Origin of the sequence: Chryseobacterium lathyri, from assembly GCF_019970085.1 — a bacterium.
Classification (GTDB): Bacteria; Bacteroidota; Bacteroidia; order Flavobacteriales; family Weeksellaceae; genus Chryseobacterium; species Chryseobacterium lathyri.
Window position 1 is genome coordinate 713655 of record NZ_JAHXYG010000001.1, and the last position, 23636, is coordinate 737290.

General features: G+C 36.8%; 24 protein-coding genes. 14 read left to right on the forward strand and 10 right to left on the reverse strand.

The genetic code is table 11. The annotated features are described in order from the left end of the window. Positions 1-29: 29 nt before the first annotated feature. The 3 genes from LC418_RS03285 to LC418_RS03295 form a co-directional block, all read right to left on the reverse strand. Entirely contained in the window at positions 30-2072 is a 2043-nt protein-coding gene (locus LC418_RS03285) for a S9 family peptidase (RefSeq protein WP_223558095.1), read from the reverse strand. Between the two features lie 168 nt (positions 2073-2240). Next, positions 2241-2981, reverse strand: a complete 741-nt coding sequence (locus tag LC418_RS03290) for a uroporphyrinogen-III synthase (protein WP_223558343.1) — start codon at positions 2979-2981, stop codon at positions 2241-2243. A 12-nt stretch (positions 2982-2993) separates the two neighbouring features. Next, the gene (locus tag LC418_RS03295; protein WP_223558096.1) at positions 2994-3662 is read right to left on the reverse strand and encodes a DUF4271 domain-containing protein; all 669 of its coding nucleotides are present in this window, start codon (positions 3660-3662) and stop codon (positions 2994-2996) included. A gap of 76 nt (positions 3663-3738) precedes the next feature. Between LC418_RS03295 and LC418_RS03300 the strand changes: the two genes are divergently transcribed. From LC418_RS03300 to LC418_RS03315, 4 genes are all read left to right on the forward strand, one after another. Then, positions 3739-4455, forward strand: coding sequence for a polyprenol monophosphomannose synthase (locus LC418_RS03300; protein ID WP_111958802.1), 717 nt, complete (start codon positions 3739-3741; stop codon positions 4453-4455). Beyond that, positions 4452-4820, forward strand: coding sequence for a DUF4296 domain-containing protein (locus LC418_RS03305; protein WP_111959031.1), 369 nt, complete (start codon positions 4452-4454; stop codon positions 4818-4820). Before LC418_RS03300 ends, LC418_RS03305 begins: the two co-directional genes overlap by 4 nt. Positions 4821-4890: 70 nt before the next feature. Further along, on the forward strand, positions 4891-6021 hold the full coding sequence (gene tgt / locus LC418_RS03310) for a tRNA guanosine(34) transglycosylase Tgt (protein WP_111958804.1): 1131 nt from the start codon (positions 4891-4893) through the stop codon (positions 6019-6021). Between the two features lie 15 nt (positions 6022-6036). Beyond that, positions 6037-7146 (forward strand): LptF/LptG family permease, encoded by a 1110-nt coding sequence (locus LC418_RS03315; RefSeq protein ID WP_223558344.1) that lies wholly within the window; start codon positions 6037-6039, stop codon positions 7144-7146. Here LC418_RS03315 and LC418_RS03320 read toward each other — a convergent pair. Further along, positions 7140-7856 carry a biotin--[acetyl-CoA-carboxylase] ligase gene (locus LC418_RS03320; RefSeq protein ID WP_223558097.1) on the reverse strand — a complete coding sequence of 239 codons (717 nt, stop codon included), beginning with the start codon at positions 7854-7856 and terminating at the stop codon, positions 7140-7142. The genes LC418_RS03315 and LC418_RS03320 overlap by 7 nt on opposite strands. A gap of 85 nt (positions 7857-7941) precedes the next feature. On the opposite strand from LC418_RS03320, the gene rsfS reads away from it, so the two are divergent. The 8 genes from rsfS to LC418_RS03360 all read left to right on the forward strand — a co-directional run bounded on the left by rsfS (position 7942) and on the right by LC418_RS03360 (position 14644). Then, positions 7942-8310, forward strand: coding sequence for a ribosome silencing factor (rsfS, locus tag LC418_RS03325; RefSeq protein ID WP_111958808.1), 369 nt, complete (start codon positions 7942-7944; stop codon positions 8308-8310). Positions 8311-8326: 16 nt separating this feature from the next. Further along, positions 8327-10342: an ATP-dependent zinc metalloprotease FtsH gene (gene ftsH, locus LC418_RS03330; RefSeq protein ID WP_223558098.1), complete on the forward strand. Its 2016-nt coding sequence runs from the start codon at positions 8327-8329 to the stop codon at positions 10340-10342. Positions 10343-10477: 135 nt separating this feature from the next. Next, entirely contained in the window at positions 10478-11059 is a 582-nt protein-coding gene (locus tag LC418_RS03335; RefSeq protein WP_185116555.1) for an LUD domain-containing protein, read from the forward strand. 24 nt (positions 11060-11083) lie between these two features. Continuing rightward, positions 11084-11956, forward strand: a complete 873-nt coding sequence (locus tag LC418_RS03340; protein ID WP_223558099.1) for a phosphatidate cytidylyltransferase — start codon at positions 11084-11086, stop codon at positions 11954-11956. Next, positions 11956-12609 (forward strand): phosphatidylserine decarboxylase family protein, encoded by a 654-nt coding sequence (locus LC418_RS03345; RefSeq protein ID WP_111958816.1) that lies wholly within the window; start codon positions 11956-11958, stop codon positions 12607-12609. The genes LC418_RS03340 and LC418_RS03345 overlap by 1 nt, the downstream gene beginning before the upstream one ends. Before the next feature lie 238 nt (positions 12610-12847). Then, positions 12848-13261, forward strand: a complete 414-nt coding sequence (locus LC418_RS03350; protein WP_223558100.1) for a transposase — start codon at positions 12848-12850, stop codon at positions 13259-13261. Then, positions 13258-13587, forward strand: a complete 330-nt coding sequence (locus LC418_RS03355; protein ID WP_111958820.1) for a helix-turn-helix domain-containing protein — start codon at positions 13258-13260, stop codon at positions 13585-13587. The genes LC418_RS03350 and LC418_RS03355 overlap by 4 nt, the downstream gene beginning before the upstream one ends. Before the next feature lie 667 nt (positions 13588-14254). Beyond that, positions 14255-14644, forward strand: coding sequence for a helix-turn-helix transcriptional regulator (locus LC418_RS03360; protein WP_223558101.1), 390 nt, complete (start codon positions 14255-14257; stop codon positions 14642-14644). Between the two features lie 147 nt (positions 14645-14791). On the opposite strand, the gene LC418_RS03365 is transcribed toward LC418_RS03360, so the two are convergent. From LC418_RS03365 to LC418_RS03380, 4 genes are all read right to left on the reverse strand, one after another. After that, positions 14792-15136: a DUF1801 domain-containing protein gene (locus tag LC418_RS03365; RefSeq protein ID WP_223558102.1), complete on the reverse strand. Its 345-nt coding sequence runs from the start codon at positions 15134-15136 to the stop codon at positions 14792-14794. Between the two features lie 27 nt (positions 15137-15163). Then, positions 15164-16996 (reverse strand): ABC transporter ATP-binding protein, encoded by a 1833-nt coding sequence (locus LC418_RS03370; RefSeq protein ID WP_223558103.1) that lies wholly within the window; start codon positions 16994-16996, stop codon positions 15164-15166. A 188-nt stretch (positions 16997-17184) separates the two neighbouring features. Continuing rightward, positions 17185-18108, reverse strand: a complete 924-nt coding sequence (locus tag LC418_RS03375; RefSeq protein ID WP_223558104.1) for a M28 family peptidase — start codon at positions 18106-18108, stop codon at positions 17185-17187. Positions 18109-18526: 418 nt separating this feature from the next. Further along, on the reverse strand, positions 18527-18916 hold the full coding sequence (locus LC418_RS03380) for a DUF4293 domain-containing protein (protein WP_111958828.1): 390 nt from the start codon (positions 18914-18916) through the stop codon (positions 18527-18529). Positions 18917-19061: 145 nt separating this feature from the next. Between LC418_RS03380 and rho the strand changes: the two genes are divergently transcribed. Beyond that, on the forward strand, positions 19062-20918 hold the full coding sequence (gene rho, locus LC418_RS03385) for a transcription termination factor Rho (RefSeq protein WP_223558105.1): 1857 nt from the start codon (positions 19062-19064) through the stop codon (positions 20916-20918). A 358-nt stretch (positions 20919-21276) separates the two neighbouring features. Continuing rightward, positions 21277-21873 (forward strand): superoxide dismutase, encoded by a 597-nt coding sequence (locus LC418_RS03390; RefSeq protein ID WP_111958832.1) that lies wholly within the window; start codon positions 21277-21279, stop codon positions 21871-21873. Positions 21874-21961: 88 nt separating this feature from the next. On the opposite strand, the gene LC418_RS03395 is transcribed toward LC418_RS03390, so the two are convergent. Further along, on the reverse strand, positions 21962-22381 hold the full coding sequence (locus LC418_RS03395) for a DUF6146 family protein (protein ID WP_111959037.1): 420 nt from the start codon (positions 22379-22381) through the stop codon (positions 21962-21964). A gap of 54 nt (positions 22382-22435) precedes the next feature. After that, positions 22436-23623, reverse strand: a complete 1188-nt coding sequence (locus tag LC418_RS03400; protein ID WP_223558106.1) for an endonuclease/exonuclease/phosphatase family protein — start codon at positions 23621-23623, stop codon at positions 22436-22438. Between the last annotated feature and the right edge of the window lie 13 nt (positions 23624-23636).

Genomic DNA, 23636 nt, shown 5'->3' on the forward strand with positions numbered 1-23636 from the left:
TGTTTTTAAAGCTGAAGAAAAGATTAAAATTATTTTTTATCTATTTTCAGCAAGAATGCATATTCCAGAGCGTCTTCCTTCAACGATTCAAACCTTCCGCTGGCTCCGCCGTGACCTGAGCTCATATCAGTTTTGAATAATAAAAGATGATCATCTGTTTTCAATTCTCTCAGTTTTGCAGTCCATTTTGCAGGTTCCCAGTATTGGACCTGAGAATCGTGAAGGCCTGTTGTAATCAATATATGTGGGTAGTCTTTCGCTTCAACATTATCGTAAGGCGAATATTCCTTCATGTACTCATAGTATTCCTTGTCATTAGGATTTCCCCATTCATCATATTCTCCGGTTGTCAATGGAATAGTTTCATCCAGCATTGTTGTCACCACATCTACAAATGGAACCTGTGCTACAATTCCGTTAAAAAGCTTAGGCTCGTAATTCACAACGGCTCCTACCAGAAGTCCGCCTGCGCTTCCGCCCATTGCATACATGTGGTTTGATGATGTATAATTTTCCTTAATTAAATGCTTTCCGGCATCAATAAAATCGAAGAATGTATTTTTCTTGAAAAGCATTTTACCGTCTTCATACCATTCTCTGCCTAGATATTCACCACCGCGGATATGAGCAATGGCGTAAATAAATCCTCTGTCTAAAATGGAAAGCCTTACATTAGAAAAACTTGCATCTACAGTATGTCCATAACTGCCATAACCGTATAACAGTAAAGGTATGTCTGCAGATTTTTTGGTGTCTTTATGATAAACCAATGAGATCGGGATTCTTGTTTCTCCATCCCTCGATTCTGCCCAGATTCTTTCTGAAATATAATTTTCAGGAACAAATTTGCCACCAAGAACTTCCTGCTGTTTCAGGAGCTGAGTCGTTTTCTCCTTCATATTATACTCATAGGTTGAGCTTGGCTGCGTCAGTGACGTATAGCCATAACGGAGAACCTCAGTGTCAAACTCCATGTTGATCCCGATATAGGCCGTATATGTTGGGTCGGAAAAAGGAAGATAATAAGATTCCTGGGTTTTTTCATCGATGATTTTAATCTGGAGAAGCCCTTCTTCTCTTTCTTCAAGGACCAGATAATCCCTGAAAATTTCAAAACCTTCCAGCAGAACTTCAGCACGATGTGGAATAACATCTACCCAGTTTTCCATTCCACAGTTGTCAATTTTGGTCTTTACGATTTTAAAATTGATTGCATCATCTGCATTGGTGATGATATAAAATTCATCTTCAAAATGCTCTACCGAATATTCCAGATCATCAATTCTGGGCTGGATGATTTTCCATTCTGCAAAAACATTGTCAGAAGGAATGAACCTATGCTCGTCGGAAATTGTGCTGGAGCTGGCAATGAAAATATACTCCATGGATTTTGTCTTGAAGACATTCACATCAAAAGTATCATCCTTTTCATGAAAAATCAAAACATCTTCCGCAGCATCAGTGCCCAGCTTATGTCTGTACACCTGGAAAGCCCGTAAACTTTCATCTTTTCTGATGTAAAATACATGCTCATTATCATTGGCCCAAACTGCTTTTCCTGTTGTGTTCAAAATCTGGTCAGAGAAGACTTCACCTGTTACAAGATTTTTAAAGCTAATGGTATAAATCCTGCGGCTTACGTTATCCGATGAAAAAGAAACCAATTCATTATTCGGGGAAACTGCAATGCTTCCCACTTCAAAATAGGTTTCGCCTTCTGCTAAAATATTAACATCAACAATAATTTCCTCTTCATTATCCAGACTTTTATGCTTTCTGCAGAAGATAGGATATTCTTTTCCTTCTTCATAGCGTACAATGTACCAGTATCCGTTAAAGAAATAGGGGAGAGATTCATCATCTTTTTTGTAGCGAGCCTTCATTTCTTCAAAAAGCTCTTCCTGAAAGGCCTCGGTGTCTTTCATCATAAACTCTTCATAGGCATTTTCCTCTTCAAGATATTGTATCACTTCCGGATTTTCCCTTTCATTAAGCCAAAAGTAATTGTCAATTCTTCTGTCGCCGTGTATTTCTAGTATTTTCTCTATTTTTTTTGCCTGTGGAGCTTTCATTTAAATATTTTAAATTTATTTGGCCTGGTGTAATGTGCTATAGATTTTCATAATTTGAGAATAATTTATAGGACATTTCATTCAATATTAATTCTTGTTCAAATTTAGTTAAAAAAAAGCCATCTTTCCTGTATTGAAAAGACGGCTGTTTATATTGAGTATTAAAGTCTACTTATGAAGAGCTTTAATATACTTTTCAAGTGCCATTGTCATAGATGGGGTTTCCTTTGTAGGAGCCATAAGATCTACCTTTAAGCCTGCGTCTTCCGCTGCTGCTAAAGTAGTGTTTCCGAAAACACCGATCTTTGTTTCTTCCTGCTTGAAATCCGGGAAATTCTGCTGAAGAGATTTGATTCCCTGTGGGCTGAAAAAGATCAGCATATCATAATCTTTAGCATTGATACCCGTAAGGTCGCTGCATACCGTTCTGTACATGATTGCTCTTGTCCAGTCCACATTGGCTGTTTCCATCGTTTTTACGATATCCGGGCTTAATACATCTGAAGACGGCAGAAGGTATTTTTCAGCAGGGAATTTCTTAAACAGAGGCAGAAGATCCGAGAAGTTTTTCTCCCCAAAACTAATTTTTCTCTTTCTATAAACAATATGTTTCTGAAGATAGTTGGCAATCGCCTCAGACTGGCAGATATATCTCATCGTATCCGGAACCGCAAAACGCAATTCTTCGGCAAGTCTGAAGTAATGGTCTATCGCATTTTTGCTGGTGAAAATAATCCCAGTAAACTGCGTCAGATCTATCTTCTGAGTTCTTAGTTCTTTGTTGTCAACTCCTTCGACGTGGATGAAAGGACGGAAATCAATCTTTATTTTTTCCTTCTTTGCTATATCCAGATATGGAGAAGACTCACTAGGCGCTGGTTGAGAAACCAATATAGACTTTATTCTCATCATTGACTTTTATTAAAAAAATAACAACTTCCAAAGCAACAATAAAGGTGCGATTTGGAGGGTGCAAATATACAAAAATTTATAATACCATTTTTCGGGAAGTATATTGTTTTTGTGAAACAAATAGAAGAAAATCTTGAAAACAGCAACAAACGCAAAGAAGTAGAAGTAATACGAAAATATTTTATTTCTGTCTATCGGGAAATAATAATGGGTTACACACAGGATTATTAACAAAAATGAAAGGATAAAGTAGAATTTTGTGGAGGTAAAATAAAAAATAGTCCATTTTCTGCCGTCACCTATGCTTTGGTAGAATAAAAAGCCCAACGCAGATTTCGAGGCATAAAAAAATATGACCGCAAGCAGTGTATATCCAAATTTATTAAGCTGATACCCGAAAAACTGCAGATCATTAATGTATTTCGGAACGATGGGAATATACTGTGAAACTAAAGCAGATAGTGTAAGTGCCGTTACGCAGGAAGTAATGATCCAGCTCGGAAGGTTATTGCTGGCATCAAAATATTTCTGGAGCAGAAAGTCTTTCAGGCTGGCATCTCTTTCGATGATATTCATCATGAAAACATACAGAAATATGCATCCTATTAATATAAAGATTACCCAGTCATTGTTCTCAGGTATTCTTACGTGGTTTATAAAGTTTTGTGATAACAGCAAAAGAATATTTTTTGCAAAATTATAGATTATTTTGTATAAAATAAAAAGGTTAAATAAACTATCTTTGCAAACTGAAATGAAAAAACTCGTCATCATCCCTACCTATAACGAAAAGGAAAATATAGAAAATATTATTTCCGCGGTTTTTGCATTGGAAGATGACTTTCATATTCTGGTGGTGGATGACTCTTCTCCGGACGGAACAGCAGAAATAGTTAGAGACCTGCAAAAAAAATTCCCACACCATCTCCATATGTCGGTAAGGCATGTAAAAGACGGTTTGGGGAAGGCATATATCCACGGATTTAAATGGGCTATCGAAAACAAATATGATTATATTTTTGAAATGGATGCCGATTTTTCACATAATCCAAATGATCTGCCCAAACTTTTCGAAGCCTGTCTGAATGCAGACATGGCAATAGGATCACGCTACTCCAAAGGAGTCAATGTAGTGAACTGGCCAATGGGACGGGTTCTGCTTTCCTATTTTGCTTCCAAATACGTAAGGTTTATTTTGGGGCTCCCCATTCATGATACAACCGCAGGCTTTGTCTGTTTTTCCAGGAAAGTTCTCGAAGAGATTGGCTTGAATAATGTGAAGCTTAAAGGATACGGCTTCCAGATTGAAATGAAGTTCAGAGCTTTTAAAAAAGGTTTTAAAATTGTAGAAGTTCCTATTATATTTACAAACAGAATTTTAGGAGAAAGTAAAATGAACGGCGGCATTATTCATGAAGCTGTATTTGGAGTTTTAAATTTAAAATGGAAATCAATAATCAACAGATTATGAAAAAACTGGTCTTCATTTTCGTTACCCTGTGCATGTTCTCATGTGGCGACTATATCGACAAGCCTAAGAACCTGATCGAGCCTGAAAAGATGGCTGAAATCCTGGCTGATCTTGCTATTACGGATCAGGCAGTCATTATCTATCAAAACAAAAATTTAGAAGCAGGAACAAGGTTTATCCTTAAAACCCACAAGATAAAATCTGAGGATTTTGTAGAAAGCTTTAAATATTATGTCGTTAAAGACAAAATGAAAAATATTGCGGAAGACGCACAAAAAATAGTATTAAAAAAAGACCCCAAAGCGGATAAATATATACAAGATAAGCTGAAAAACAGTGGAAATGCGCCCGTTTTAAACAGGTAATTATGATGCGGAAACGTTTTCTGCCACCAAAGCAGAACCGTTAATAGCGGCGAATTAAAAGAATATACGAATGAAATTTTTTAATATAGAAAAAACCTCTGAAGGAAAAGCGAGAGCAGGAGAGATCACTACAGATCACGGCAAGATCCAGACGCCTATCTTTATGCCTGTAGGAACTGTTGCAAGTGTGAAAACAGTTCATCAGAGAGAATTAAAAGAAGACATTAAAGCCCAGATTATTCTGGGTAATACCTATCACCTGTACCTTCGTCCAACAATGGATATTATGCAGGAAGCAGGAGGACTGCACAAATTCATGAACTGGGATCTGCCGATCCTTACTGATTCAGGAGGTTTTCAGGTATTTTCGCTTTCCAAAAGCAGAAAAATGTCTGAAGAAGGCGTGAAGTTCAAATCTCATATCGACGGAAGTTATCATATGTTTACCCCGGAAAAGTCTATGGAAATCCAAAGACAGATCGGGGCAGATATTTTCATGGCTTTTGATGAATGTACGCCTTATCCGTGCGAATACAATCAGGCCAAAACATCTATGGAGCTTACACACCGTTGGCTGAAAAGATGTATTGAATGGACCGAGCAAAATAAAGAGATTTACGGTCATAAGCAAAGGCTTTTCCCGATTGTTCAGGGATCTACCTATTCAGATCTTAGAAAAATATCGGCAGAAGTTATTTCCGAAGCAGGAGCGGAAGGAAATGCTATTGGCGGGCTGTCTGTAGGGGAGCCGGAAGAGGAAATGTACAGAATTACAGACGAAGTGACGGATATTCTTCCTAAAGACAAACCAAGGTATCTTATGGGAGTAGGAACTCCATGGAATATCCTTGAGTCCATTGGTTTAGGTATCGATATGATGGACTGTGTAATGCCTACCAGAAATGCCAGAAATGCAATGCTTTTCACATGGCAGGGCGTAATGAATCTTAAAAATGAAAAATGGAAGCGTGACTTTTCTCCTCTCGACGAGTTTGGAACAAGTTATGTAGACAGAGAATATTCAAAAGCATATCTGCGTCATTTATTTGTGTCAAAAGAATATCTTGCAAAACAAATTGCCTCAGTACATAATCTGGCATTTTATCTGGATCTTGTGAAAGTAGCGAGAGAGCATATTGTGGCAGGTGATTTCTATGAATGGAAAAAATCTGTAGTGCCAGTTCTTAGACAAAGACTTTAAACAGAGAAGAATATGATCAAAATTATAGACAGATATATCATTAAGAAATACCTTGGAACATTCAGTTTCATGCTGATATTGCTGTCTATAGTTGTATTGGTAATCGATGTACAGCAGAAGATTCCGAGGATAGAAAATGCAAAAGCATTGGACCCTAAGCTGGATCTAATGTACTTCCTGATCAATTTCTATCCATTCTGGATCATTAACCTGATAGTAACATTTCTTTCTATTCTGGTGTTTATTTCCGTGATTTATTTCACATCCAGAATGGCAAATAATACTGAAATTGTTGCAGTCATCAGCAGTGGAGCCAGTTTCCACAGATTCGCAAAGCCTTACCTGTATACCTCACTTTTCATTGCGCTAATATCACTTCTGGTGAATCATATGGTGCTTCCATGGGCTAATATCAAGAAAAATCAACTTGAGGCCTATACCTATAATGCGGCGAATAAAGAAAAGATCCTGGGGACGGGTCCTGCCTCTGCACAATTAAGCAAAATGGAATACATTTTCGTGAATTCCTGGAACAAAAGAGAAACGAGAGGTTCAGGTTTTGTGTATCAGAAATTTGATAAAACCAGAAAGATGACTTACGAGCTTAAGGCATCGGAAGTATATTGGGATAAGGCTAAAAAACAATTTACGCTTACCAACTATCTGGAAAAGACCATCAATAAAGATAACTCTGAAAAACTGGGCAGTGGTGCTGAAATAAAGAAAAGCTACGGGCATTCCCCGGAAGAGCTTTTCCCGAACGAGCTTCTGGGACAGAATAAAACTACTCCGGAGCTTATAAAATTCATTGACAGGGAAAAAGAAAAAGGAAACAGCAACCTGAATTCTTATCTTAATGAGTTCCATCAGAGAACTTCAATGCCTGTTTCCATTATTATTTTGACGTTTCTGGCGCTTTCGCTGGCATCCCAGAAAAAAAGAGGAGGTCTCGGAGTTAACCTTGCCATAGGGATTTCCCTTGCGTTTGTTTTTGTTTTCTCATTTGAAGCATTAAAAGTGGTTTCAGAGAACAAAAGCCTGTCGCCTGCTGTTGCCATGTGGCTGCCTAATATGGTTTTCTTCCCACTTACACTATACCTGTATCTGAAAAGAGCCAATCAGTAAAGAAGCTTGATTTCTTTATGATAGAAGGCCTTTAAGCCATCTCTTTCAAGCTCTATCCAGAGCTCTCCCTTTTCGTCAGCATTCCTGATGATGCCATTTTGTCTCTCTTTTTCTATTTCGAAAACTGAGATCTCATCTTTACGGAATAAATTCCGGTTGAATTGATCAATGATTTCCTGTTCCGAAGGAATATTTTTCAGTTTTTCTGATAGATATTCGTGAAGATTTAAAGCAAAATCATCAAGGTCGTAAGCCTGTCCGGTCTGCGTCAGAAGTGATCCTGCCTGCGATATTTCCTCAAAATGATCCTGCAGAACATTGAAGCCTGCCCCAATGATAAAATAATTATTTTGATTAATTTTTTTCTTTTCAATTAAAATTCCGACGATTTTTTTATTTTTAAGGATAATATCATTCGGCCACTTTATCTTTACATCATTATCAGTCAAATTGGCAAGGAAATCCCGGATAACCACTGCGGTATAGTAATTGAATATAAAATCTGAGAGCAGAACGCTCTGAGCCTTAACAGCCAGCGTATACGCAACATTTTTTCCGGCCGCCGCCGCCCAGGTATTTCCATATTGTCCGCGGCCTTTAGTTTGGTTGAATGTATATAAAGCGATAAAATCTGAATTTCCGTAAAGTAAAAACCGGGATATTTCGTCATTAGTAGAAGAACACTCTTTTAAATAAAATAATTGACCCATTTAAGAAAACTTTAAGACTTTAAAGGGCTAAAAATAAGGCTAAAGTAAAAGAAAAACAATAAATTTGCAGATTATAGATATTTTAATGAATAAAACAGCAGAAAAGCAGGCACTAATAGATAAAATTGTTGAAGCCATCCAGGACGTAAAAGGAGAAGATATAATGATTTTTGATCTTTCAAAAATTGAAAATTCTGTAGCGGAAACTTTTATAATTTGTAGCGGAAACTCCAATACTCAGGTTTCTGCATTGGCAGGAAGTGTAGAGAAAAAAGTAAGAAACGATCTTAAAGATAGACCTTGGCATGTAGAGGGTACCGAAAACTCAATGTGGGTTTTGGTAGATTATGTAACAGTGGTAGTGCATATTTTCCAGAAAGAAGTACGTGAATATTACGATATTGAAGAACTTTGGGGAGATGCAGCAATTACCAAAATAGAATATGAATTTTAAATTTTAAAAAGTATAAATGAACAATAAAGGATTCAACTGGTTTTTTCCAATTGCAATCGTGGCTCTTTTGTTATTTTTCGGTTCCAATTTTTTAGGAGGCGACAGTGCAAAATCTATTGATGAGGATGCTTTCTTTAGGGAAATGCAGGCAGGAAAGGTCCAAAACGTTATCATATACAAAGACACAGAGAAAGCTGATGTTTTCCTGACAAAAGCAGCAAAGACAGCAATGGTCAGTAAAACGGCCAACCAAAGCAATCCTCTTTCTGCATTCGATATGGCTCCAAAAGCAGATTTTTCCGTAAAATATGGAGATCTTCAGCTTTTCCTTCAGAAATTTGATCAGATAAAAGCTGCAGACGCTAACATCAAAACCACAAAAGATTACGGAGCAGGCAAAAATCCATTCATGGATATCCTGGTTTCAGCATTGATATGGATAGCGATCTTAGGTCTTTTCTACTTCCTTCTTTTCAGAAAGATGGGTGGAGGCGGAGGTCCTGGCGGACAGATCTTCTCAATAGGAAAATCTAAAGCGAAACTTTTTGACGAAAAAGAAAGAATCCAGGTGACATTTAAAGATGTTGCAGGTCTTGAAGGCGCTAAAGAAGAAGTACAGGAAGTAGTAGACTTCTTGAAAAATTCTGAAAAATATACAAAACTGGGAGGTAAGATTCCTAAAGGAGTTCTACTTGTAGGCCCTCCGGGGACCGGGAAAACATTATTGGCAAAAGCTGTTGCAGGCGAGGCCAAAGTACCGTTCTTCTCCCTTTCAGGTTCAGATTTCGTAGAAATGTTCGTAGGAGTAGGAGCTTCAAGAGTTAGAGACCTTTTTGCCCAGGCAAAAGCTAAATCCCCGGCTATCATCTTTATCGATGAGATCGACGCTATCGGACGCGCAAGAGGGAAAAATAATTTCTCAGGCGGAAACGACGAAAGAGAAAACACCCTGAACCAGCTTCTTACAGAAATGGACGGTTTCGGAACAGACGTTAACGTTATTGTAATGGCTGCAACCAACAGAGCGGATATCCTTGATAAAGCCCTGATGAGAGCCGGACGTTTTGACCGTTCGATCTATGTAGACCTTCCGGAATTGCACGAAAGAAGAGAGATATTTGATGTTCACTTGAAAAAAATCAAGCTGGATGACACCGTTGACAGAGATTTCCTAGCAAAACAAACCCCTGGATTCAGTGGAGCGGATATTGCGAATGTATGTAACGAAGCAGCATTAATTGCAGCAAGAAACAGTCATACTTCTGTTACAAAACAGGATTTCCTTGATGCTGTAGACAGAATCATCGGAGGTCTTGAGAAAAAGAATATGGCGATCAAACCTTCTGAAAAAAGAAGAGTTGCTTATCATGAAGCAGGTCATGCTACGATCTCCTGGCTGGTAGAACATGCAGCACCACTTTTAAAAGTAACAATTGTTCCGAGAGGACGTTCCTTAGGTGCAGCCTGGTATCTTCCGGAAGAAAGGCAGCTGACCACTACTGAGCAAATGCTGGACGAATTGTGTGCAACATTAGGAGGCAGAGCAGCAGAGCAGGTTATTTTCAATAATATTTCTACAGGAGCATTATCTGATTTGGAATCAGTAACGAAAAGAACGCAGGCTATGGTTACTGTTTACGGTCTAAGCCCTAATATTGGGAATATTTCCTACTATGACAGCTCAGGCCAGTCTGAATATTCTTTCGGTAAACCTTATTCCGAAGAGACGGCTACGAAAATTGATGCAGAGATCAAATCGATCATCGAAACTCAATATGAAAGAGCGGTAAGAATTCTTACTGAGAATAAAGATAAGCTTGATGCTTTGGCAAATAAACTTTTGGAAAAAGAAGTGATCTTCCGCGAAGATCTTGAAGATATATTCGGTAAAAGAGCATGGGATCCTGAGTTAACAGAAAGACCTGTTACCAGCACGATTTCTACTGTGAAACAACCCGATGAGCAAATCATTATCCAAGATAAAGAAGAAGAAAGTGAAATTCAGGCTCCGGAAAGCCCGACTCAGCTTTAAAATACTTCCAAAATATATTCAAATAAACCTGACATTCTTAGAATTGTCAGGTTTTTTCATATTTAAGGACTATTTTTAGAATCTATTGTAATTAATTTTCTATTTTTGTATAAAGTTGACTAAAAATAGATTAAGTTGAATTTATTCAAGAGGATTGTAAGCAAACTTACCAACCAGCCTGAGGAAGAAGAAAAACAGAGTCTGGAAAAGCTCGGGGATTCGCTGAAAAATGCGGATCTTGACTATAAGTTTGCGCAATTATTTACGCATTCAGGAGGTTTTTTTAATTACTGTGCAGATGAAGCGGAAGCTCTACAGACTTTAAACCAGATTGTGAAAATAGAAGGAATCAGTAATGTTTTCTGCTGGGACAAGGAGCTTCAAAACTTCTTGAACGTAGTGAAAATACCCTATACTTCTGAAATGGAGCATAGCAACGATGCTGCTTTCATTACCTGCGAATATCTTATTGCCTATGACGGCAGGATCATGCTTTCGCACAACAATATCCTGCATTACCACTCTTCAAGACTTCCGGGTAAAATCATTATCATGGCCAATGTATCACAAATTGTGAACAACCTTAATGATGCGATGGGAAAAATAAAAAGAAATGGGAATATCAAGAACCTTACTTCCATCAGTGGAGGTCAGTCAAGCTTAGATACTTCTTCCAATACGAATACAAAACTGTTTTTATTGCTGCTTGAAGATTAAGCATCAACTTATAAATTTTACATTTTGGACAAAAACCTTATTCAAAGAACCATTTCCGGACTTGTTTACGTTGCCGTTATCATTCTTTGCACAACACCGCTGGGTGCCCAGCTGATCAACAAGATCCATCCGGATCTTATCAGACAGGAATACCTGTATTACGGTCTGATAAGTCTTTTGCTGCTGGTAGGTACCTGGGAATGTGTTAAGATCATGAAGTTTGGGAAAGGCTATGAAAAATGGATTGTACTTCCGCTGGTCATTTTTATTTATTATATTTTTTCCAAAAGATATTTCAAGCATGATTTCTTTTTCGATTTCAGACTGAACGAAATACTGGCTATTTCCCTGATTGCTATTGCGGTAGTTACATTATTCAAATATTCCAATGAATTATATTATGACAGCGGAAAGCTGATATTTACGGTAATCTATGTGGCATTGCCTTTCAGCTTTGCATTAGGTCTGCCCAAGTTTTCCAGCTTTGAAGGAACGTTCTCACTTGAGGTCCTTTTCCTGTTTATCCTGATCTGGAGCAGTGATACTTTTGCTTACCTTACCGGAAAGTTTTTCGGGAAACATAAAATGGCCCCTAAAATCTCCCCCAAAAAGACCTGGGAAGGATATGCCGGAGGAGTTATCCTGACGCTGGTTTTATCTTACTTTGTAGAGCATTACCAACCGGAACTTCGCGGAAACTGGATGGTGGTAGGATTCCTGGTTGCTGCATTCGCTCCGTTGGGTGACCTGGTAGAAAGCCAGCTTAAAAGAAATTTCGGGGTAAAAGACAGTGGAAACATCATTCCGGGGCATGGAGGTGTACTGGACAGACTGGACAGTTTTTTAATCTGCGTTCCTGTCGTATATTTGTACTTTATTTTAGAAAAATTTATTTAATGAAATTACATAAGGAATCAAAAGGAACGATTACCGTAGCAACGATACTGTTTATCATCATAAGTATATTGGCTATTTATTTTCTTAAAATATGGTCTTTGCTGATCATTATGCCATTATTGGTGGTTTATAGTTTGGTATTTTGGTTTTTCAGAGTTCCAGACCGTAATATACTTGAGCATAGAGAAAATGTGATTGCTCCGGTAGACGGAAAAGTGGTTATGATCAAAGAAGTGGATGAGACTGAATTTATTAAAGGAAAAGCCATTCAGGTTTCCATTTTCATGTCACCGCTGAATGTTCATATCTGCCGATATCCGGTTTCCGGAAAAGTGATCTATAAGAAATACCATCCCGGAAAATATCTTGTGGCATGGCACGAAAAGTCATCTACAGAGAATGAAAGAACTACGGTAGCTGTAGAAACAGCAACCAATCATCAGGTAGTATTCAGACAGATCGCGGGATATGTGGCAAGAAGGATTGTTTTCTACTGTAATGAGGGAGATCAGGCCAAAGCAGGACATGAGTTCGGTTTCATTAAATTCGGCTCAAGAATGGATGTTTTCCTGCCCTTGGATACCGAAATCATCTGCAAGATAGGAGACATTACAAAAGGAGGTCTGGATGTGATCGCCAAAATGAAAGATTAATATAGAATAAGTCAAAATATAAAAAAGGAGAAATTAAGTTTTCTCCTTTTTTGTTTTCATATGAAGCTGACAGTTTGAAATTATTCTGATTCCTCCATAATCTCTTTGTGTATGAGTTTTACTACTCATGCGTAATATTGAGTAGGTTATGATGAGGGGGCTACGTGGGTTGTCAATAATTTTGTACCCGCGACAGCAATAGTTAATATTTTCAGTCAATAATAAAAACAAATGAAGGATGAATTTAAAAAGTATACATATTGGAAAGCTTATACATGAACGGGTTCGTGAAGTTGGGATGCCTGTCGGCAGAATTGAGAAGTTTATGAAATGCAGTGAGAACGAGATTGAAAGTATGTATCGGGAAAGCAGTATTGATACCTTTTTATTGTTAAGATGGAGCAAGTTACTGGAGTATGATTTTTTTAGAGTGTATAGCGGGCATTTGATTCTTTATGCCCCTCCCAGTAAGAGGCATGATATTTCTAGGCCAAAAGATAACTTTCCGGCTTTTAGAAAAAACATATATACTGAGGAAGTGAAGAGTTTTATAATAGAAAAGATTGTCAGCAAAAAGATGACAATGAATGACGTGGTCCTGAAATACAGAATACCTAAAACCACTCTTTCCAAGTGGATTAAAAAAGCATGAAAGATACAGGGCCGGATTATAAAAAAATATATACTGATATTATTGAGGAGAAATTCCCTGATAAAATGAATAATTTCAGGATCATGCAAAAAATTGAAACGATTAATACTGTTATAGATATTATAGCATTAAACAGAATGATTTTTGGTAAGCAAGAGCTTTTAGTGGAAAGTAAAAATCAAAAACTTCGCTCCTATGACCAAAGGTCCATTCTCAATATCCTTGAATATCAGAAAAAAAATAAACTTAATAATACGCAAACGGCGAACTATTTCCGAATGAGCCGGAATACTCTTTCCAAGTGGAAGCGTATTTTTAAAATATAAGTTTGTAATCAATCTGTGGGAGAATTATCTTTACTGTGTATTTTGTAATACAGTCACATTTTAAACGTTTTGGAATATGATAAACAGGATTTCTAAACTAATTAACAGTGAAAATGAAGTATATGATAATTATTTAGACCATAACTATATAAAGCTGATCAATCGTTATCTTTTATTTCTTTTTTTACTGTTTTTATTTTATTCGGTATTTTTCTTTGGAGATGGTGGGAGATCTACATTTCTTATCTGTATTACTTTTTTCTGGTTATTTTTAATATTTTTTATAGGAAAAATCAGTAAATTCAGAAGAGTTTTAAAAGCAACAATAATAATTGTTTTTATAGCTCTTACATTCATAATAAGTTTTTTCTATATATATACTTCTAGGAATGCAGGTGTTGAATATTTCTATTTTTCGCTTTTATTTGCATTGCCTTTCTATTTCAATTACAAAGAAGATTATTATCTTATATTGTTTATTGTGATCATTATTGCTCTAAACTTTGTCGGCTGTTTATATTTTGAATTGAATTTTTTACCAAGAAGCAAATATATCAAGGAGGCAGACTTTAAGATAATACAATTGCTTAATATCATTTTTTGCTTTACGAAATTTCTCATAGATGCGTTCTTTATATACCAGAAAGATAAACTCATTAACGGTTTAATGAAGGAAACGGAGATTAAAGATTCAACCATCGAAGACCTGCTTAAGACCAATAATGAATTGATGAAACAGCAGATCACTAACAATAATCTTACTGAAGACAATATTGCCGAAATTTTAGAGCTGGCAGAAGTAGATTCACCTCTCTTTATTGAAAAATTTCAGATTTATTTTCCGGATTTTATGCCTAACCTTTTAAATATCAACTCAGGTCTTATTAGTTCCGAAATCCATATCTGTGCATTAATGAGACTGAATTTTGATACTAAAAAAATTGCTTCATGTACCAATAGCAGTGTGAGAGCGATTGAAAGCAGAAAATATAGAATCCGAAAAAAATTGGATATCCCCTCTGATATTAACATCAACAACTTTATACTTAAAATATAAGCCTGGTATCCTGAATTTTTCTACTCATGCATGATGTTAAGTAGTCCTATTTTGATTATACCAGATTGATTTAAATTCTTTTGCATTTCGTTAAAGCAAAAGAATTTTCAGCTGTATTTTGTTGAGCTTAGTCTCTGTATTGGCTGTTCACAGGTACTGTTTTATATCATCAATGACATTCATAATAAAAGAAACAGGTAAATCCTTTTCCATATCAATTAAAAGGATTTTAAATTTCCTTCTGCCATCCCGGATAAGTTCAGGGTAATCGAGTTTATCGCCGTGATAAAAGCTTACATAATGCTGCTTATACTTTTTGCTGTAATAAAGATAACACAGCATTTTCTTTTTGTATTTAAAGAATGGAAGCCCGAAGCTTAATGTTTCTGTTATATTTTCCGTATCAGATTCCAGAATTTTTTTGCGTAAAAACAAAAGAGCACTTCTTTCAGGTTCTTTAATTCTGTAGAAATACTCTTGTATAGGATTCATTTAAATGAAATTTAATTCAATCAACGATTAGTCGAAATTTTGAAGCTCCACCAGTTTGTGGTACATTCCTTTCTTAGCGATAAGGTCATGATGTGTTCCCTGTTCCACTACAATTCCTTTCTCCATTACTACAATCCAGTCTGCTTTTTGTATGGTTGAAAGGCGGTGGGCAATAACCAGTGAGGTTCTGTTTTCCATCATTTTATCCAAAGCATCCTGAACAAATCTTTCGGATTCAGTATCCAGGGCAGAAGTGGCTTCATCCAGGATCATTACCGGTGGATTTTTCAATACGGCTCTGGCAATAGAAACCCTCTGTTTCTGTCCACCGGAAAGTTTATTCCCATCATCCCCGATATTGGAATCATAGCCTTCGGGAAGATTCGAAATAAAGGTATCGGCATTAGCAATTTTTGCCGCCTCAATAACTTCTTCTTTTGTGGCCTCAGGTTTCCCCATCAGTATATTATTATAGATGGAATCATTGAACAATACAGACTCCTGGGTTACCATTCCCAGAAGCTGACGGTATTCTTTTAATTTTAAATGTTTAATATTAGTTCCGTCAATTAAAATTTCACCTTCATTCACATCATAGAATCTGGCCAGAAGGTTGGCAATCGTTGTTTTTCCGCTCCCGCTCTGTCCTACAAGGGCTATGGTTTTTCCTTTCGGAATGATCAGTGAGAAATTCTTAAGGATAACATTGTCTTTATCATAATAGAATCCAATGTTTTTGAATTCAATTTGGTTGCTAAGGGTAGAGATAGAAACCGGCTCTGCAATTTCTTCTACCTTTAAATCATAATCAAGAACTTCAGCTACTCTTTCCAAACTTGCCATACCTCCCTGGATAGAAGATATTGCACTGGAAAGCTTTTTGGCAGGATCCAGGATTTGGAAGAACATTCCGATGAAAACCAGGAAAGCCTGAGGTTTCATAGTCTGTTCCTCTAAAATCTGAGTTCCGGCATACCACGTAATAATAAGAATAGTGATGGAGCCAAGGAATTCGCTCATAGGAGAGGCCAATTCTCTTCTTCGGCTCATATCTATGGCGAAATTCTGCCAGTTGGTTGTTGTTTCGTTGAATCTGTTCTTAAGGATCTTATCCGCATTAAAGATTTTGATTACTTTAGAAGATTTTAAAGTTTCGTCTACCAGTGAAAAAAGATTTCCCAGTTCAGCCTGGGCAAAATGAGCCTGCTTTTTTAAGCTTTTCCCCGTCCAGGAGATCAATAATCCCATAACCGGGAAAACCACCAGTGAAAACAGGGTAAGCTGGGGAGAAAGTAAAAATAATGCGATTAATGAAGAGATGATCATAAACGGGGAATTAATAATATCCACCAAGACCCCCATAATTCCACCTTCTACACCCCCGATATCATTGGAGATTCTGGACATCATATCTCCCTTTCTCTGCTCCGTAAAGAATGAAACAGGAAGCTGTAGGAATTTATTGTACATCGCAGTACGAAGGTCACGGGTAATCCCCACACGGTAATTCACTAAAAGGAATGCGCCTACGTACCTGAAAATATTTCTTAATAAAAATGAAACTGCTGTAATCGCACACAGAACAGCAAGTACATAAACAGCACCATGCTGATCAATTTGTACCTGTACAAAATAATAAGCTTTATCTTTTATATAATTGAAATAATCGCCGAAGGCACCGCTCCATACCGGTTCTTTTCCTTGTTTTTCAATCGTACCGAACATCAGCCCCAAAATAGGAAGCATAGTTCCTACAGATAAGATATTGAGTAAGGAGTACAGTATATTGAAAAACATACTTCCGAAAAGGTATTTTTGATGCGGTTTCGCGAAATAAAGTATTCTTTGTAATGGTTTCATTCAATGAAAAATTGGATAGCAAAATTACGTAAAATTAAAGGAAAAGACGTTCTTAATCCTGTTTTACTTTAATTAATATGTTTCAGTAAATTGTTTTTTGTTACAAACGTTTGTTTAATTTTCAGTGATTAGAAGGGTTCAGGGCATGAAAAAACCGCCAGTCCGGCGGTTTTGTTTTTTATTATTTATTATTGAAATTTTACTTTGTTATTATATTTCGGAGCAAAATTCTGTGGTGTCAGTTTTTCTAAAGTTTTTCCAACATTATTGATGATGGTTGTTAAATTATCAAAATCTACAACCTTTACATCATCACTTTCGTTATGGTAATGGGACGCTTTTGTCATGTCCACGGTAGAAAATGAATGAGCAATAATCTTTTTCTTGACAAAGCTCACATTGTCTGATCTGTAGAATAATTTTTGTGCAGCATACGGATCGGAATTGATTTTTAATCCGTTGGCCGCATACTTATTAAAAAGCTCATCAAAATCAGAAAATTCATCGCCTGTCATAAAAAGAGCATTCTTTCCGAACTGGGATTCTGTAGCCACCATTTCAAAATTGAAAAGTGCAGTCATATTATTATATACCTTATCTAAGCCGGTATCTGTAGAAATAGCTCTTGAACCCAGCATTCCTTTTTCTTCACCGTTGAAGGCCATGAAAACCATTGAGAATTCAGGCTTTTTATTTTTAAAATAGTCGGCAATACCTGCTAAAGTGGTAATTCCGCTCGCATCATCATCTGCCCCGTTATAAATATTGTCACCGGTTTTATTACTGGTCCCGATATGGTCGAAATGCCCTGAAAATCCTAAGTATTTATCTGTTTTTCCTTTTTTGATTCCACATACATTATAAACTTTCTTTCCTTCATATTCGAAAGGAATCAGGTAAGAATTTCCCGTACAGTATTCAAGTTTGTTTTCTTTAAAAAGCGTTGCAATGTATTCTGCAGCCTTATCATTTTCCGGAGTTCCGATCTCGCGGCCTTTCATTTCATCTGAAGCAAGAGTTGCAAGTATGGTGGTTACTCTTTCTTTTGAAACTTCCTGTGCAAATGTAAATATTGAACAGAATGACAGGACCAGGTAGGTTAGTTTTTTCATTTTTTGATACAATTTATAGGATCAGTCGTATTCTTAACGGAAATGTTGCATGAAATGATATAAAATATCTGGTGAGCATACATTTTTGAATCATTAAGAAGGTTAAAGGGGGTAAATATAATTAAGAAAATCATCTGCTTTTAAGTGAAGCTGAACTTAATATTCTTAAAAGCCTATTCAATCTTAATGGTTTATTTTAAACGCAAAGTTTAATTTAAAAATGTAAAAATTAAGGATGCAAAGTGAAAATCAATCTTCGATTGATTGAATAAGCGCTCGTATTACCATCCGCTTAATCAACGGCGAAGCCCGCATCTTTGCCCCACTTAAAATAATAAAACTTAGATGTGAAACTTTGCGTTAAATAAAAAAAACAGCTCCTTTCGGAACTGTTCTCACTCAAAAAATCGTTGTAAGGCTATCGAAGTCGGTCTACAGATTTCACGAGCCTCTCATCTCTGCGGATATATGCGTTTGCAATAAACAGACATATTACCGCGATCAATGGGAAAACCGGCTCAATACCCTTCTCAGGAATCTGAATTCCTCCGGATAAGTTTAGTAACCAGTACGCCAATACACCAATCAACAAAACGTTTATAATGATGCTGAATGTATTCAGCAAAATTTGTCTTTTCCTGTTTTTAAAACTGAAAATACTCAATGCTCCTGCTAAAACAAGTACAATACAGCCAATATTAATCACCGGAATATTGCCGAAAACGTCAACATCCTGTCCCGTAATGAAAAGGAAAACAGCAGCCAAAACTGCCAAAAGGGTCCATATAGTCTGTATTCTCTGTAACATAGATTATTAAATACCTGGCAAAAATAACATAAATTTTGCACAATTCAAAAATAAGTGTAGATTTGCATTATACATATGTACTTGAAAACAAAAGTCACCGGACTTACTTTTCTTACTCACAATTAATTACATTTTTACATTAAGTATGTTTAACATAGAAACGTTAAGGTCAAAATCCGTAACGGAACTGACTAAAATCTTAAAAGATTTAGGCGTTAAAGTTGCTAGAAACAGCAATGATAATGATAAGATCTTTGCCGTTCTTGACTTTCAGGCTTCTAACCCTAAAGTTGCAAAAGATTATTTCAACGCCACAGAAACCAGTATGGATACTGAAGAAAAACCGGCAGATAAACCTGCAAAGGCTCCTGTAAAAAAAGCAGCGCCTAAAAGACAACCTGCCAAACCCAAAGCAGAAGCAAAAGCACCTACTGAAGAAAGCCCTAAAGCTGAAGAGAAAGTAGAAGAAAAGATGCCGGCTGCTGAAGAAATAAAGCAGGAAGAGCCTAAAGCTGAAACAGTTTCCGCTCCTGAAGAAAATAATTCAGCACAGGCTAGGAAAAAAAGAAAGAGAGTAACTGCCAACACAGGCAATACAGAAACTCCACAAGAAAGAGCAGAAGCTCCTAAAAATGCAGAACCTCAGGGATCTGCTCCATCAGAAGAAAAGCCTGCTACTTCCCAACCTCAGGCCAGATCCCAACAAAAAGGACACAACAATCCGCAAAACAGCGGAAACCAAAATAAGAACCCTAATCAACACCAAAACCAGGGTCAGAACCAAAATCCTAATCAGCACCAGAATCAGAATCCAAATCAAAATCAGCAAAGACAACATGCTGACAGAAATGAGGAGCATCATTCTGAGCACAGAAAAGAGTTTAGTTTTGACGGGATGGTTAGTATTGAAGGGGTTTTGGAAATCCTTCCGGATAACTACGGATTCCTTCGTTCATCTGATTTCAGCTATATCTCTTCTCCTGATGATGTGTATGTTTCTACAGCACAGATCAGAAATTTTGGTCTGAAAACCGGAGATACCGTTAAAGGAATTGTAAGACTTCCAAAAGAAGGTGAAAAATACTTTTCCTTGCTGAAACCTACAGAAGTGAACGGACGTGATCTTGCGTTCATCAAGGACCGTGTTGCCTTTGAATATTTGACTCCGCTTTTTCCTGAAGAGAAATTTAACCTTACAGGAAATGGATCTACACTTTCAACAAGAATTGTGGATCTTTTCGCACCTATCGGAAAAGGACAGAGAGCGATGATCGTTGCCCAGCCTAAAACAGGTAAAACGATGTTGCTTAAGGATATTGCCAACTCTATTGCGGCCAATCATCCTGAAGTATATATGATGGTTCTTCTGATTGACGAACGTCCGGAAGAAGTTACCGATATGGAAAGAAGTGTAAATGCGGAAGTAATTGCCTCTACATTTGATGAAGCAGCAGATAAGCACGTAAAAGTAGCGAATCTTGTTTTAGCAAAAGCCCAGAGAATGGTTGAATGTGGACATGATGTAGTGATCTTGCTGGATTCAATTACGAGATTGGCAAGAGCTTATAACACCGTTACGCCGGCATCAGGTAAAGTTTTATCAGGTGGTGTGGATGCTAATGCACTTCACAAGCCGAAAAGATTTTTTGGAGCGGCCAGAAAGATTGAAGGAGGCGGTTCATTAACCATTATTGCTACAGCGCTTATCGATACAGGTTCTAAAATGGACGAAGTAATCTTCGAAGAATTTAAAGGAACAGGGAACATGGAACTTCAGTTGGATAGAAAAATTGCCAACAGAAGAATTTATCCTGCAATTGACCTTGTGTCTTCAAGTACGCGTAGAGATGACCTTCTCTTAGATGAAGTTACTTCTCAGAGAATGTGGATCTTCAGAAAATACCTTTCTGAAATGAATCCTGTAGAAGCAATGGAATTTGTAAATAAAAACATCAGAGGAACTTTAAATAACGAAGAATTCCTGATGTCTATGAATAAATAGATTAATTTAATTGTTAATAAAAAAGCACGGGGATCAGCGATCTTCGTGCTTTTTATTTGGATAGGAGAGTTTTTGAAAATCTTAGCGCTTGAAAGTCTTAGAGTTTAGGTATTTAAAAAGCTTGAAGTTGGGGACTGTTAAGGAAAGACAGCTGCTCATATTTTTATTAATAAGTACAACTTTGAGATGTATTTTATACTGCGATACCTCCATCTTCCGACTTTCTGCTTCCCTCCTATAAAAATTAATTCATTCTAAATCAATATATCAATGTTAAAGATTTATTAAAGTAATCCCCAATTGTTGATAATCGCTTAAATATTGGCTAAATTTGGATATAACATTAAAAATAAAAATTATGTCATTTGAATTACCTAAATTAGGATATGCATACGATGCATTAGAGCCAACTATTGATGCAAAGACTATGGAGATCCATTATACAAAACATCATCAGGCTTATATTGACAATCTAAATAAAGCAATCGAAGGAACTGAATTGGCAGGAAAAACAATCGAAGAGATCTGCCAGACTGGGACTGACAAGCCGGCCGTAAGAAATAATGGAGGAGGACACTTTAACCACTCTTTATTCTGGGAAATTTTAACCCCGGGTGGAAGCAAAGAGCCTGTAGGAAATGTAAAAGCTGCCATTGAAAATTATGGAGGTCTAGAAAAATTCAAAACTGATTTTTCTGATGCGGCTAAAACCAGATTTGGTTCAGGATGGGCTTGGCTGATTAAAAATGCAGATGGATCCGTATCTGTTTCTTCTACTCCAAACCAGGATAACCCGTTAATGCCTGTTGCAGACGTGAAAGGAACTCCGGTTCTTGGATTAGATGTTTGGGAGCATGCTTATTATTTAAACTACCAAAACAGAAGACCTGATTATGTTTCAGCATTCTTTGATGTTGTAAACTGGGATAAAGTGGAGGAATTATTCAACAAATAATTTTCAGCTATTATAAAAATAAAAAGGTTCAGAAGAAATTCTGAACCTTTTTTATTGTAGATCAAATGTATAAACATTAGTGTTTATTTTATCTAACAGCATCGCTTCCGGAAAGTCCATTCATTCTTAGTCCGTATTTCCAGCTGACATAGGCAAAAACCTGATACAGCTTATACTCGAATTTTATTCCGTAGTTTTCTCTTGGGTCGTAATCTATACCTGACTCTATAATATTCCGGTATTTCCCTGAATTGTAGTAGGAATTCCATTCGGTAACCAGAAATGTATTTTTTGTTTTCAGATAAGATTCTGAGTACTGGCTGATCGGTTTGGCTACAGCATTTAAAAAGTAATCAAACTGGGTATCAATCACAGTAAGCTCCCATTCTCCGTCTTCGTTCTTAGAAGGCTTCATTTCTGATTTTTCTTCTTCTTTCTTGGGACTGTTTTGGGAAAAACAGCTGAAAGGAATAAAGGCGAAGAAAAATAGTATAATAAGATTTTTCATAATGAACATTGTATATAAAATAAGCACTCAAAATGAGTGCCTAAGTCAATTTTTTTATGGTTCTTTCTGAAGAATAACAAATGCCGGGAAGTGATCACTGTATCCTCCTGTAAATCGGTCTCCATCCCAGGATCTGAAAGGATATCCTTTGTAATTTCCTTCTTTATTCACTAAATAAGGTGGAGCAAAGATTTCTGCTTTGTATACAGAATATTCTTTTGTCACCTGATCAGCTATTAAATTTTTGGAAACAATAATCTGGTCAAAAAGGTTCGGAGCATCCTGGTAAGCCAGAGAAGCGATCCCTTTTTTATATAAAGGATACATTAAATTAAGATATGGTGTAGTTTCGCTCAGATCTTTGGGGCCTGCAACAGCTTTTAGATAATTTTTCAAACTTGCGCTCACAGGATCATCATTAAAGTCACCCATTGCAAAAAGTTTAGTGGAAGGGTCTGCTGCTCTTATACTGTCCATCTGCTGTTTCAGTAAAGCGGCAGCAGCATTTCTTTTAGGTAATGAAACGGCTTCGCCACCTCTTCTTGATGGCCAGTGATTCATGAAAAATGCAACTTTTTCATTGTCCAGGAAACCTGTTACTACCAAAATGTCCCTTGTATATTCTCTTTTACCATCATCACCGAAAACTTTTAGTTCTTTTTTCAATGAATTGGTAGGGGTAAATCTTCTTTTCTGATAAATTAATGCAACATCAATTCCTCTGTAATCATAAGAATTATAATGAATAATTCCGTAGTCATATTTGGCAAGAACAGGCTGCTTTACCAGGTCTTCAATGACCTGCCTGTTTTCAACTTCAATAAGTCCAACTACTGCAGGTGCTGTTTTCGTATACTGTGCACCCATTTCAGATATTACCTTTGCTTCGTTGGCAAGCTTGGCCTTATAAATTTTAGTATTATAATTTTTACTGCTGTTTGGCGTAAATTCGTCAGATCCGCTTTGATATCTTACTGCTTTTTTGCCTATTAAAGCACCGTCACTCCAAGGCCCGTCATGTTTCTCTGCTTCTAAAAACTTAATGGAATCCATTGGAATGCTTCGGTGGAAAGCCGGATTACGGATATCTTTTGTACCATCAATATAGTCTGCCGAACGGATGGTGTCCCAAAGGTTTTCAACATTCAAAAAGCCAACAGTAGCCACTTTCCTAAGTTTTCCCTGTTGTGCAAAAGCCATTATTGAAAAAATAACAGCGATAAAGCTCATCAATCTCTTCATCCTCTAGAGTATT

Coding starts and splice junctions, on each gene's coding strand:
- LC418_RS03285 (WP_223558095.1), bottom strand. CDS start 2,072: ATGAAAGCTCCACAGGCAAAAAAAATAGAGAAAATACTAGAAATACAC.
- LC418_RS03290 (WP_223558343.1), bottom strand. CDS start 2,981: ATGAGAATAAAGTCTATATTGGTTTCTCAACCAGCGCCTAGTGAGTCT.
- LC418_RS03300 (WP_111958802.1), top strand. CDS start 3,739: ATGAAAAAACTCGTCATCATCCCTACCTATAACGAAAAGGAAAATATA.
- LC418_RS03305 (WP_111959031.1), top strand. CDS start 4,452: ATGAAAAAACTGGTCTTCATTTTCGTTACCCTGTGCATGTTCTCATGT.
- tgt (WP_111958804.1), top strand. CDS start 4,891: ATGAAATTTTTTAATATAGAAAAAACCTCTGAAGGAAAAGCGAGAGCA.
- LC418_RS03320 (WP_223558097.1), bottom strand. CDS start 7,856: ATGGGTCAATTATTTTATTTAAAAGAGTGTTCTTCTACTAATGACGAA.
- rsfS (WP_111958808.1), top strand. CDS start 7,942: ATGAATAAAACAGCAGAAAAGCAGGCACTAATAGATAAAATTGTTGAA.
- ftsH (WP_223558098.1), top strand. CDS start 8,327: ATGAACAATAAAGGATTCAACTGGTTTTTTCCAATTGCAATCGTGGCT.
- LC418_RS03345 (WP_111958816.1), top strand. CDS start 11,956: ATGAAATTACATAAGGAATCAAAAGGAACGATTACCGTAGCAACGATA.
- LC418_RS03350 (WP_223558100.1), top strand. CDS start 12,848: ATGAATTTAAAAAGTATACATATTGGAAAGCTTATACATGAACGGGTT.
- LC418_RS03355 (WP_111958820.1), top strand. CDS start 13,258: ATGAAAGATACAGGGCCGGATTATAAAAAAATATATACTGATATTATT.
- LC418_RS03360 (WP_223558101.1), top strand. CDS start 14,255: ATGAAGGAAACGGAGATTAAAGATTCAACCATCGAAGACCTGCTTAAG.
- LC418_RS03365 (WP_223558102.1), bottom strand. CDS start 15,136: ATGAATCCTATACAAGAGTATTTCTACAGAATTAAAGAACCTGAAAGA.
- LC418_RS03370 (WP_223558103.1), bottom strand. CDS start 16,996: ATGAAACCATTACAAAGAATACTTTATTTCGCGAAACCGCATCAAAAA.
- LC418_RS03375 (WP_223558104.1), bottom strand. CDS start 18,108: ATGAAAAAACTAACCTACCTGGTCCTGTCATTCTGTTCAATATTTACA.
- LC418_RS03380 (WP_111958828.1), bottom strand. CDS start 18,916: ATGTTACAGAGAATACAGACTATATGGACCCTTTTGGCAGTTTTGGCT.
- rho (WP_223558105.1), top strand. CDS start 19,062: ATGTTTAACATAGAAACGTTAAGGTCAAAATCCGTAACGGAACTGACT.
- LC418_RS03390 (WP_111958832.1), top strand. CDS start 21,277: ATGTCATTTGAATTACCTAAATTAGGATATGCATACGATGCATTAGAG.
- LC418_RS03395 (WP_111959037.1), bottom strand. CDS start 22,381: ATGAAAAATCTTATTATACTATTTTTCTTCGCCTTTATTCCTTTCAGC.
- LC418_RS03400 (WP_223558106.1), bottom strand. CDS start 23,623: ATGAAGAGATTGATGAGCTTTATCGCTGTTATTTTTTCAATAATGGCT.